Genomic DNA, 11,258 nt, shown 5'->3' with positions numbered 1-11,258 from the left:
GGGCTGTGGCGCCCCCCCGGCCCCCCCCCCCGGGCCCCCGGGGGGGGGGGGGGGGGGGGGGCGGCGGTCCGGATCCGCGGCACCCGTTCGGTGGGCGCACGGCTTCCAAAGTGGGCATTGACGTTGGCGCAACCTGCTCGTAGCCTCCCGGAAAGCGCTTTCCCCTCTGCACCGCGCACCACGTCCTGGAAGCGGTCGAGACCGGAGGAACCGAATGGGTGCACTGAAACGTTTCAGAGGCCGAGTCCTGGCGACGTCGATGGTCGCGTTGTTGGCAGTCGCCTGTGGCGGCAGCGGCGGCGGCAGCGGCGACGAGACCAAGGCCGGTCCCGCCACGCTGCGGTTCTCGTGGTGGGGGAACGCCGAGCGCGCCGAGTTGATGCAGAAGGCGATCGACCTCTTCCAGAGCAAGAACCCGGAGATCAAGGTCACGCCGAGCTTCCAGGAGTTCGAGGCGTACTGGCAGAAGATGGCCACCGAGACCGCGGGCGGCAACGCGCCCGACGTCATGCAGATGGACTTCGCCTACATCCGCGAGTACTCGGACCGCAACGCGCTCTACGACCTGAAGAAGCAGGACGGCAAGAACCTCGAACTCGGGGACCTGCTCGAAGGGCTCAAGGGCGCGGGTGAGATCGACGGCAAGCTGTACGGCGTGCCGACGGGCGGCAACACCTGGGGCTACATCTACGACCCCGCGTTGTTCGCCCAGGCCGGGGTCGCGGAGCCGAAGGAGGGCTGGAGCTGGGACGACTACCGGGCCACCCTCAAGACGATCGCGGACAAGACCGGCGTCTCCGGCGGCGGCAACTACGTCGGCAGCTACTACAACCTGGAGCTCCAGCTTCGCCAGGAAGGCGGGCTGCTCTACACCGAGGACGGCAAGCTCGGCTTCGACAAGGCCAGGTTGAAGAAGTTCATGGAGGAGGGCAAGGCACTGGCGGACGGCAAGACCGTGCTGCCGATCGAGAAGGGCGTGCAGATCAAGCCCGCGTTCGCGCTCGAGCAGAAGCTGGTCGCGGGCGACCTCGGCTGGGACAACTTCATGTCCCGCTACGCGAAGGCCAACCCCGGTCTGAAGCTGGGGCCGGTCCCGACCGACAAGCCGGGCACGTCCGGGCAGTACCTGAAGCCGTCGATGCTGCTGAGCGTGTCGCAGAAGACCGAGCACCCGGCGGCGGCGGCCAAGCTGGTGTCGTTCATGGTCAACGACCCGGAGGTCGGCAAGATCTTCGGCGCGAACCGCGGCCTGCCGCCGACGAACGCGCAGCGCGCCGCGGCCCAGCTCGAAGGTCCGCTGGCCGCCGTGGCGGCGTACGAGGACGACTTGAAGGACTCGTTCGGCAAGACGCCTCCCGCGCCGCCCAAGGGCGCCGGCACGTTGGAGCAGGCGTTCATCCGGATCACCGAGGAACTCCAGTACGGCCGCATCACCGTGGACCAGGCGGTCGACCAGTTCTTCACCGAGGCGGAAGAGACCCTCGGGTCGTGAGCCGGGCGACGATCGCGCCGGACCGGCGCACCGAGGTCGTCACCGACGGCGGGGCGGGTCCGCGCAAGCGGGCCCGCCCGTCCGGCGACGGCCTGGCGGGTTACCTGTTCCTGTCACCGTGGATCATCGGGATCGTCCTGCTGACCCTCGGGCCGATGGTGACCTCGCTGTACCTCTCGTTCACCGACTACGACCTGTTCAACACCCCGACGTGGATCGGGCTGGAGAACTACCAGCGGATGTTCTCCGACGCGCGGTGGCTGCGGTCGGTCGAGGTCACGGCGATCTACGTGGCGCTGGCCGTGCCGATCAAGCTGATCGCCGCGCTGGCCGTGGCGATGCTGCTCAACAGCAAGCGCAGTGGCCAGGGCTTCTACCGGGCGGCGTTCTACGGGCCGTCGCTCATCGGCGGCAGCGTCGGCGTCGCGATCGTGTGGAAGATGATGTTCAGCGACGACTCGGTGGTCGACCAGCTGCTGCTGCGGTTCGGCATCGACACCGGCGGCTGGGCGGGCAACCCCGACTTCTCGCTGATGATGCTGGTGCTGCTGGCGACGTGGCAGCTCGGCGCGCCGATGGTGATCTTCCTGGCCGGGCTCAAGCAGGTGCCGCGCGAGCTGTACGAGGCGGCCGAGGTCGACGGCGCCGGTCGTGGGCGGCAGTTCTGGTCGATCACGTTGCCGATGATCTCGCCGGTGCTGTTCTTCAACCTGCTGCTGGAGACGATCAACGCGTTCCAGGTGTTCACGTCGGCGTACGTGGTGGGCGGGCCGAACGGGCAGCCGGCGGGCAGCACGTTGTTCTACACGATCTACCTGTTCGACCGCGGTTTCGGCGACTACCGCATGGGTTACGCGTCGGCGATGGCGTGGATGCTGCTGCTCGGGGTCGGCCTGGTCACCGTGTTCCTGTTCCGCACCGCACGGGGTTGGGTGTTCTACTCCGGGGACTCGGGGGACAAGCGATGAGGCAGTCGTTGACGAGGGTGCTGTGGCACGTCGGCGTGCTGGCGCTGCTCGCCGTCGTGCTGTACCCGATCGTGTGGGTGGCGGCGGCGACGTTCAAGCCGTCCGAGACGATCATCGGCAGCCTGCAGCTGTTGCCGACCGCGCCGACGCTCGCGAACTACGAGCGGGTGTTCGAGGGCGTGGTCGGTGTCGGCGTCGGCCGGTTCTTCTGGAACTCCGCCGTGCTGGCGGTGCTGTCGGTGGTGGGGACGGTCGCGTCGTCGGCGTTGGCGGCGTACGCGTTCGCCCGCTTGCGGTTCCGCGGTCGGACCGTGCTGTTCGGGATCATGATCGCGACGCTGCTGCTGCCGTTCCACGTGTTGATCATCCCGCAGTACGTGGTGTTCCAGAACCTGGACCTGGTCGACACGTACGTGCCACTGCTGGCGGGGAAGTTCCTGGCGTCGGAGGCGTTCTTCGTGTTCTTGATCGTGCAGTTCATCCGGCAGCTGCCGCGTGAGCTGGACGAGTCGGCCAAGCTCGACGGCGCCGGTCACTGGACCGTGTTCTGGCACATCATCGTGCCGCTGTGCCGGCCGGCGCTGATCACCACGGCGATCTTCACGTTCATCTGGAGCTGGAACGACTTCTTCGGGCCGTTGATCTACCTGAGCACCCCGGACAAGTACCCGCTGCCGTTGGCGTTGCAGTTGTTCATCGACGAGTCGACGGGTTCGGACTTCGGCGCGTTGATGGCGATGTCGATGCTGGCGCTGGTGCCGGTGATCCTGTTCTTCTTGTTCTTCCAGCGGTTCCTGGTGGAGGGTGTGTCGACGTCCGGGCTGAAGGGGTGAGCCGGTGAAGCGGTTCTCGTTGTTCGGCGAGTGCTTGATGGCGGGGTTGCTGGTGCTGCTGGCGGCCCTGCCGGTGGTGACGCTGGTGCCGGCGCTCGCGGCCGGGTGCGCGCACATCAAGGCTCACGTCGACGGCGAGACCACGTCGGTCCGGTCGTTCTTCGAGCGGGTGCGGTCGGCGTTGCCGGGTGGGTGGGTGGTGTCGGTCGGGGTGGTCGGCGGGTTCGCCGTGCTGGTGGTGGACGTGGTGTTCTTGCGGACGCGGGTCGCCGGTGGCGGTGTCGTGGCCGTGGTGTGCGGGGTGGCGGCGGTCGGTTTGGCGGTGGTCGTGCTGCGTGCCGCGGCGCTGTGGTCGGCGGGTTCGCGGTGGTCGACCGTGGTGCGGGAGGCGGGGCGTCGTGCGGCGTCGGACTTCGGCGGCTCACTGCTCCTGGTCATGTCACTGGCCGTGATGCTGATCGTGACCTGGCAACTGCCACCGCTCCTGCTCCCGATGGTCGGCTGCGTGCTGATGGCGGCAGTCGCCGTGGACCGCAGGCAGAGCCCGGTCGCCAAACATCCACTTCCCCGCTAGACTGCCTCTGACCAGACAGTTACCTGTCTCACTGACGTCCACGTTCGAGTGAATCTGCCCCTGACCATCAACCAAAACGCCGTTATCAGCGACCTGGAACGTCGGTTGAAACAACGAGGCCGGCAACCAACCCCTGCCCCAGGCCCACCACCCGGGGTAACCAACACACCGCCGCCCAACCCGGCCACCGCAGCCGCCCCAGGGCTCAGCGAACCGGCCACCGCCCCTCGGCCCCGCGGCCAGCGGCGAGGGGGTCACCGGCCAGTGGGCTCACCGGCCGGCAAAGCCGGAGCCGAACGCCAGGCTCGCAGCGGCGGCGGCCACGGCGGACATCCAGCCGGCGAAGAAGACGAAGCCGGACGCGATGCCGGGTCAGTCGTGGCAGAAGTGTGCCCCCAGCCGCCGACGATGCCGGATGCGGACGCCGCAGCTGGTGTCGGCGGCGAAGTCGGGCACTCGCCGGTCGGATGTCGGCGGACCACGGTCGGACGTCGGCCGGATGTCGGCCTGGCACCCGCACCCGCACCCTTCGTCGCGCGGCGGGGCAGCTGTTGCCGGGCCGGGCTGGGGTTGGCGGGGACGGGTGTCGGCAGGGCCCCGGCGGGTGAGAGGGTGGGTCAGGTGCTGGCGCGGAGGATCAAGGTGGTCGGGTAGAAGGTTTGCGGGGGCGTGGGTTGGTGGTGGAGCAGGGCTGTGGCGGCGGCGGTGGTGATGGCTTCTACTGGGTTTGTGGTGGTGGTCAGGCCGGGGTGGCTCAGGGCGGCGTAGGCGATGTCGTCGAAGCCGGCGACGGCGACGTCGCCCGGCACGTCCACGCCGTTGCGGCGCAGGGCTGATAGTGCGCCGAGGGCCGACAGGTCGCCCAGGGCGAAGATCGCGTCCGTGTCCGGCCAGCGGGTCATGATCTCGGTGGTGGCGGATTCGCCGGTGGCTGCGGTGAAGTCGCCGGCGACCAGGCGGGGTGGGGTTCCGGCGTCGGCGAGTGCGCGGTGGTAGGCGGTGAGGGCGCGTTCGGTGCACGGGAGCCATTGGGGGCCCGTGATCATGGCGATTCGGCGGCGGCCGGTGGCGAGGAGGTGTTCGATCACCTTGGTGGTGCCGGTGGCGTTGTCCACGTCGAACGAAGGCACGTCGCGGGTTCCGATGCCGATCGACGCGATCCGGCCTCGGGCGGACCTGGGGATCGTGGCCAGCGCGGGCACGGTGGGGTTGACGACGATCACGCCGCCGAGGTCGCGGTTCTCGGCCAACCTGCCCAGTTCGGCCGGATCGTGCAGCGGGAGCCAGTGGAGGGATACGCCGACCCCGCCGGCGGCGGCAGCGGTGGCGGTGGTTACGCGGGCTACGTAAGGGTCGTTGAGCACGTGCGAGGTTCGGCCGCCGACCGCTACCGCGATGCGGGTACCGCTGCGGGTGGCCAGGGCGCGGGCGACGGGGTTGGGGACGTAGTCCAGTTCGCGGGCGGCGGTGAGGACGCGGTGGCGGGCGGACGCTGAGGCCGGGCCGCGGACGCTCAGGGCGCGGGACGCCGTTGCCACCGACACGCCGGCTCGGCGGGCCACGTCCGACAAGGTCGGTTCCTGCCCCTTCGGCGAGGTCGGCGGCCGCTCCTTCGACAAGGTCGGCTCCCGCCCGTTCGGCGAGGTCGGTTCCCGCCCCGTTTCGACCTCGTCCACGGCGGCGAGTCTGCCAGGCCCGACCCTTGTGGTGGAAGCGCTTCCACGTATGAGGTCACGGAAGTCGAGACGCCCGGTTCACCGGCATCCGGTTGTGAGGCACGGGTGTCGGTCGGCGCACGGGTGTCGGGGCCGGGCAAGGTGTCGGGTCGGTTCTCGGACAAGAGGATCGGGAAGGTCGGGGGAAGGAGCCGCATGTCGCGGAACGAGGTGACGTCGGACGGCGTCAGGGGTGCCGTTGTCGGGGTCGCGGTGACGTTCGGGCTCAACGGGGTCGCGGTGGCGTCCTGGTTCGCCCGCGTCCCCGCCGCCCGCGACGCGTTGGGCCTCGGCGCCGGCGCGCTCGGCCTCCTGCTGCTCGCCATGTCGGCTGGCGCCACGGTCGCGATGCTCACCGCCGGCGAGGTGACCCACCGCCTCGGAGCCCGGCGAACGGTGTGCGTGTCGACCATCGGGGTGTCCGCCGGGCTGGTCGTCGCGGGCCTCGCCATCGGCACCTGGCCGTCGACGGCGGCGACCGCAGTCGGGTTGTTCCTCCTCGGCTACGGCTCCGGCACGTGCAACGTGGCGATGAACGTCGAAGCGGCGGCCGTCGAGCGGCTGGTCGGGCGCACGATCATGCCGCGGTTCCACGCGGTCTGGAGCCTGGGCACGGTGGCCGCCGCCGGGTTGGCCGCGGCGGCGGCGTGGCTGCGCCTGCCGGTGACCGCGCACCTGACGGGCGTCGCGGTCGTCACGTTGGCCGGCACGGTCGCCGCCGCGCGGTCGTACCGGCACCGACACCGGCACGGCACAAGCGACACGAGCGACACGAAGAGCGAGAAGAGCGGTGTGCTGGCGGCCTGGAGGGAGCCGCGCACGTTGCTGATCGGGCTGCTGGTGCTGGTGCTGGCGTTCACCGAGGGCACGGCGAACGACTGGGTCGCGGTGGCGTTCGTGGACGGGTACGCGTTCGGGCCGGCGGCGGGCGCGGTCGTGTTCGGCGTGTTCGTGACCACGATGACGTTCGGCCGGGTGGTCGGCACGGTGGCGCTCGACCGGTGGGGACGGGTGCCGGTGCTGGTCGGCACGATGCTGCTGGCGGTCACCGGGACGACCCTGGCGGTGCTGGGCGGCGCACCGGCGGTGGCGGTGGCCGGGGTGGCCCTGTGGGGCCTCGGCACGTCGCTCGGCTTCCCGGTCGGCATGAGCGCCGCGGCCGACGAGGAGGACCGGGCGGCGGCACGGGTCAGCGTGGTCGCGGTCATCGGGTACACAGCGTTCCTGGCCGGGCCGCCGGTCGTGGGCCTCCTCGGGGACCAGGTCGGCATCCTCCGGGCGCTGCTGGTCGTGCCGCTGCTGCTGCTCCCGGCGCTCGCCCTGGTCCCCGTCCTCCGCCCTATTCCGTCCGCAAAGCCGTTGCCGTAGACGTCTTCGCGGCCCACGTGGCCGGCGGCAACGCGCCCACGATCGCGATCAGCGCGCCGCCGATGCCCAGCAGGAGCAGCGACAGCGGATCGTGCACGGCGAAGGCCGACACGGGCAGGCCGATCCCGGCGCTCTCCCCCATCGCCGGCAGCACGGCCCGGTGCAGCGCGACCCCGGCGGGCACGCCGACCGCGCCGCCGACCACCCCGATCACGACGACGGAGGCGATCACCATCGCGATGGTCTGCCGGGGCGTCATGCCGAGTGCTTTGTGGACGCCCAGGTCCCGGACCCGTTCCCGGGTGTCGAGCACGACGGCGTTCAGCACGCCCATGGCGGCCACCGCGACGAGCATCAGCGTGAGGACCGCGGTCAGGCTGTTGATCAGGATGACGACGTCGCTGGCCTGATCGGACCGACCGGGCCGCGCGGTCGCGCCGAGCGGCTTCAGCGCCGAGTTCAGCCCTTCGACGTACGAGGTGACGTCGGTGCCGGGCTCGACCGCGATGTAGTGGCTCGCGTCCGTCGACCCGGACGTGAACGTGGCCGCGTCGGTCAGCACCACCATGCCGTCGTTGCTCATCTCGAAGACGTCGCCGACGATCCGCACGGTGACCGACTTCTCGCCGTCGTCCAGCGTCACGGTGTCGCCGACCTCGGTGCCGGTGGCGGCGAGGAACGGCGTCGGCGCGACGGCTTCGCCCGGTCCCGCGAACCACCGCCCGGACACCATCTGGTAGCCGTCCCAGGTGGCGTCACCGGTGAACGAGACGAGCTCGGTCGAACCCGCCACCCCGCTGACGGTCACCTGCGTGCGGCTGGTGCGGTAGTGCGCGCGCGTCCCGGCTCGGGCGCCGATGGCGTCCGAGACCGCGACCGGGTCGGCTTCCGGCGCCACCGAACGGGAACCAGGGCCGGGACCGGGGCCGGGGCCGGGACCGGGGCGTTGGCCGGGACCGACGCCCGGCCCGTCCACCCCGATCGTCACGTCGGCCGAGTTGTGGTTGCGGGCGATCTGGATCTGGTTGAGCGACGACGCCAACCCGACCGCGAACGTCACCGCGGTGGCCCCGAACAGCACCGCCGCCACCATCGCCGCCGCACGGGCGGGCCGCGCGAACGGACGGGCCAGGCCGAGGCCGACGGGTCGCGGCACCGCCAGTCGGGCGGTCAGCCCGGCGGCCCACCGACCGCGGCCGGGACGCGGCGTGCGGCCGACGGCGATCGCGTCCACCGTGCGCAACCGACCGGCGCGCAACGCGCTCACCCACGCCGTCACCGACACCAGCGCCAACGCGGCGACGGCCACCACGACGTTCACCCACGGGGCCACGGTCAGCGTCACCGCGCCGTAGACGTCCTCGGTCTCGGCCAGCACCGGGATCGCGAGCAGGTTGCCCGCCACGACGCCGATCGCGGTGCCGACCGCCGCCGGGATCAGGGCCTGCGCCATGTACGCCCACACGACCTGCGCCGGGGTGAAGCCGAGCGCCTTGAGGATGCCGATCCGCCACGTCCCCGCGCCGACCGCGCCCGCGACCACGTTGCCGACCACGAGCAACGACATGACCAGCCCCAGCACGCCGAACGCGACCAGGAACGGCACGAACACCGCGATGCTGCGGTCGGCCGCCCGCTTCAGCACCAGCCACGACTGCGAGCCGGTCATCGCGCCCTCGGGCAGCGCCGCGGCGACCGCCGCGCGGCCCGCGTCGACCTGCTCGGCCGTGTCGGCGGACGCCAAGCGGTACAGCACCTGGTAGCCGCCGGGCGAGGTGATCCAGGACGGCGGCACCCAGCCGTCGGCGGTGCGGCTGACCGAGCGGGCCACGCCGACCACGGTCAACGACGAGCCGTCGGCGAGGGGGATGCGGCGGCCGACGCCGGAGCCGGTCGGCGAGTGCGCGTGCGGGCTCTCGGCGGACACGACGATCTCGCCGGGCGCGTCGGCCCACTCCCCGTCGGTCAACGTCACCGCGTCCACGGGCCCGCCGCCGGGGTCGGCCCGGCCCACCACGCTCAGCGGCGCGGGGTCGCCGGGCCCTTCGTCGCTCGGCGTGACCGACGTGGTCGGGAACGGCCCGGCCGTCGCGGTGACGCCCGCGACCGGGGCCGAGAGCTGCTCCGCCGTCACCTTGCCCGCATCGAACTGCGCCGACAGGTGCGCGCCGCGCTGCTCGGCGAACGCCTCGTCGAACGGCGCGGTGGACGCCACCAGCAGCGACCCGCCGAGCACGGACGACGTGACGGCCATCGTGGTGGCGAGCCCGATCACCGCGGTCTGCACCCGGCGCCGTGCGACGCCCGAGCGCACGACCCGTCCCAGCCCGCTCATCGGGTCGGCTCCACGACGACGTCGCCGGCGATGCGGCCGTCGACCAGCCGGATCGTGCGGCGCGTGCACGACCGCGCCAGCGCCAGGTCGTGCGTGACGACCACGAGGGTCTGGCCGTCGGCGTTCAGCTCGGCGAGCAGCGCGCTGACGTCCTCGCCGGAGGCGGTGTCGAGCGCGCCGGTCGGTTCGTCGGCGAGCAGCAGCGCGGGCCGGTTCATCAGCGCCCGCGCGACCGCGACCCGCTGCCGTTCGCCGCCGGACAGGCGTCCCGGGTAGGCGCGGGCGTGCCGGGAGACGCCGAGCTGGTCGAGCAGTTCCGCCGCGCGCTTGGTCGCCTCGCCGCGCGCCATGCCGGCCAGTTGCGCGGGCAGGACCACGTTGTCGGCCACGGTCAGGTCGTCGAGCAGGTTGAAGAACTGGAACACCATGCCGACCTGGGCGCGCCGGTAGCGGGCGGACCCGGCCTCGCCCAAGCCGTCGACCCGGACGCCGGCCACGGTGACCGTGCCGGTGTCGGGCCGGTCGAGGCCCGCGATCAGGTTGAGCAGCGTGGACTTGCCGCTGCCGGACGGGCCGAGGATCGCGACGGCCTCCCCGGCCCGCACGGTCACCGACACGTCGCTCAACGCCGGTGGCCCGTCGTCGTACCTGCGGCTCACGTCGCGCAGTTCGATCACCGGCGTGGTCATGGTCGGCTCCCTGGTTCGTCCTCGATGTGGCGCGGTGGACGCTAGGAGCGGCGCGGACTCGGGCGCGTCGGTCGGCCGGGGCATTTCCGGTACCCCGCCGGGATGAGCGCGGCGCGGTGTCATCCCTGCGATGTAGTCGAGCGGTGTAGGCGCGGTGGTCGCCCGGGTGGATGTCCGGTGGTCGGCGGTCGGTGAGAATGGCCGGGTGACGAACGCGGCGGTGGTGACCCGACTGCGGGCCTGGGCCGCACTGGCGTTGCTGCCGACCGGCCCGCCGCCGCGGCCCACGGTGCGCAACTACCTGTTCGACGCGGTGGTGGCGCTGGTCGTCGGCATCGCCTCGGTGCAGTACGCGATCAACACCCAGGACGTGCCCTCGCGCGTCATCCTCGGCGGCGTGCTGCAACCGATCCCCGTGCCACCGCCGCCGCAACCCGACACGTTGTTCGGCGCGGTGGTCATCGCGGTGGCGGCGGCGGTGGCGTTGGCGCTGCGTCGCCGTTATCCGCTGGCCGTGCTGTGGGTGGTGCTGTACGCGACCCTGGCGGCGCCGTCGGAGACGCCGCGGCTCACGTTCTACGCCTGCGTCATCGCCGCCTACTCGGCCGCCGCGTACAGCCCGCACCGGCCGCCCGCGTTGGCGAGCCTGCTGGTGGCGGTGCTGGTGGTGGCGGTGTTCCGGGACTCCGAGCTGCCGGTGGTGCCGAACGAGTACGTGCCGCTGCTGATCCTGGTGCCGCTGATCGTGGCGGCGAACGGCCTGCGCACGTGGAAGGTCCGCACGGACGAGGGCCGCGCGCAGGTCTCGGCGCTGGAGCGCGAGCAGGCCGAGGCGCTGCACCGGGCGGTCGAGCACGAGCGGGCCCGCATCGCCCGCGAGCTGCACGACGTGGTGACGCACCACGTCAGCGTGATGACGATCCAGGCGGGCGCGGCGCGCAAGGTGATGGCCTCCTCGCCGGGGCAGGCGCAGGAGGCGTTGCTGGCGGTCGAGGCGGGCGGACGGGCGGCGATGACGGAGTTGCGGCACGTGATGGGGCTGCTGACGGTGGACGGCGCGGACCCGGCCGACCTCGCGCCGCAGCCGGGGCTCGACCAGCTGGCGGCCCTGGTCGCCCGGCTCCGGGACAGCGGGGTGCCGGTGGAGTCGAGGGTGACCGGGCAGCCGCGCCCGCTGCCGTCCGGGGTGGAGCTGGCCGCGTACCGGGTGGTGCAGGAGGCGTTGACGAACGCGGTCAAGCACGCTTCCGGCGGGTCGGCGGCGGTGACGGTGGACTACGGCGT

The 11,258-nt window shown here is 72.0% G+C and carries 9 protein-coding genes; 6 read left to right on the top strand and 3 right to left on the bottom strand.

The genetic code is table 11. The features are described 5' to 3' along the window. Nucleotides 1-271 precede the first annotated feature (271 nt). Genes LNK82_RS22190 through LNK82_RS22175 form a run of 4 tightly spaced genes read left to right on the top strand, consistent with a single transcriptional unit; the run spans nt 272 to nt 3,867 of the window. Nucleotides 272-1,492, top strand: a complete 1,221-nt coding sequence (locus tag LNK82_RS22190) for an ABC transporter substrate-binding protein (RefSeq protein ID WP_230568965.1) — start codon at nt 272-274, stop codon at nt 1,490-1,492. Further along, entirely contained in the window at nt 1,489-2,460 is a 972-nt protein-coding gene (locus LNK82_RS22185) for a carbohydrate ABC transporter permease (RefSeq protein ID WP_230568964.1), read from the top strand. The genes LNK82_RS22190 and LNK82_RS22185 overlap by 4 nt, the downstream gene beginning before the upstream one ends. After that, entirely contained in the window at nt 2,457-3,293 is an 837-nt protein-coding gene (locus LNK82_RS22180; protein ID WP_230568963.1) for a carbohydrate ABC transporter permease, read from the top strand. Before LNK82_RS22185 ends, LNK82_RS22180 begins: the two co-directional genes overlap by 4 nt. Before the next feature lie 4 nt (nt 3,294-3,297). Next, nucleotides 3,298-3,867, top strand: coding sequence for a hypothetical protein (locus LNK82_RS22175; RefSeq protein WP_230568962.1), 570 nt, complete (start codon nt 3,298-3,300; stop codon nt 3,865-3,867). A 617-nt stretch (nt 3,868-4,484) separates the two neighbouring features. Here LNK82_RS22175 and LNK82_RS22170 read toward each other — a convergent pair. Beyond that, nucleotides 4,485-5,543: a LacI family DNA-binding transcriptional regulator gene (locus LNK82_RS22170; RefSeq protein WP_230568961.1), complete on the bottom strand. Its 1,059-nt coding sequence runs from the start codon at nt 5,541-5,543 to the stop codon at nt 4,485-4,487. A 195-nt stretch (nt 5,544-5,738) separates the two neighbouring features. Between LNK82_RS22170 and LNK82_RS22165 the strand changes: the two genes are divergently transcribed. Further along, nucleotides 5,739-6,950: an MFS transporter gene (locus tag LNK82_RS22165; protein WP_230568960.1), complete on the top strand. Its 1,212-nt coding sequence runs from the start codon at nt 5,739-5,741 to the stop codon at nt 6,948-6,950. Here the strand turns inward: LNK82_RS22165 and LNK82_RS22160 are convergent. Beyond that, nucleotides 6,922-9,285 (bottom strand): ABC transporter permease, encoded by a 2,364-nt coding sequence (locus LNK82_RS22160; protein ID WP_230568959.1) that lies wholly within the window; start codon nt 9,283-9,285, stop codon nt 6,922-6,924. The two genes, LNK82_RS22165 and LNK82_RS22160, sit on opposite strands and share 29 nt — an antisense overlap. After that, entirely contained in the window at nt 9,282-9,974 is a 693-nt protein-coding gene (locus LNK82_RS22155) for an ABC transporter ATP-binding protein (protein WP_230568958.1), read from the bottom strand. Before LNK82_RS22155 ends, LNK82_RS22160 begins: the two co-directional genes overlap by 4 nt. A gap of 205 nt (nt 9,975-10,179) precedes the next feature. Here LNK82_RS22155 and LNK82_RS22150 point away from each other — a divergent pair. Beyond that, the coding region (locus LNK82_RS22150; RefSeq protein ID WP_230568957.1) for a sensor histidine kinase at nt 10,180-11,258 on the top strand (1,079 nt) is incomplete at its 3' end.

Source organism: Saccharothrix luteola (assembly GCF_020859565.1).
In the GTDB taxonomy this organism is placed as follows: domain Bacteria; phylum Actinomycetota; class Actinomycetes; order Mycobacteriales; family Pseudonocardiaceae; genus Actinosynnema; species Actinosynnema luteola.
This window is presented reverse-complemented; position numbering and strand designations above follow the sequence as displayed.

Excerpts from the sequence above, each read along its gene's own strand:
- LNK82_RS22165 (WP_230568960.1), top strand. The coding sequence starts at position 5,739 with ATGTCGCGGAACGAGGTGACGTCGGACGGCGTCAGGGGTGCCGTTGTC.
- LNK82_RS22180 (WP_230568963.1), top strand. The coding sequence starts at position 2,457 with ATGAGGCAGTCGTTGACGAGGGTGCTGTGGCACGTCGGCGTGCTGGCG.
- LNK82_RS22155 (WP_230568958.1), bottom strand. The coding sequence starts at position 9,974 with ATGACCACGCCGGTGATCGAACTGCGCGACGTGAGCCGCAGGTACGAC.
- LNK82_RS22160 (WP_230568959.1), bottom strand. The coding sequence starts at position 9,285 with ATGAGCGGGCTGGGACGGGTCGTGCGCTCGGGCGTCGCACGGCGCCGG.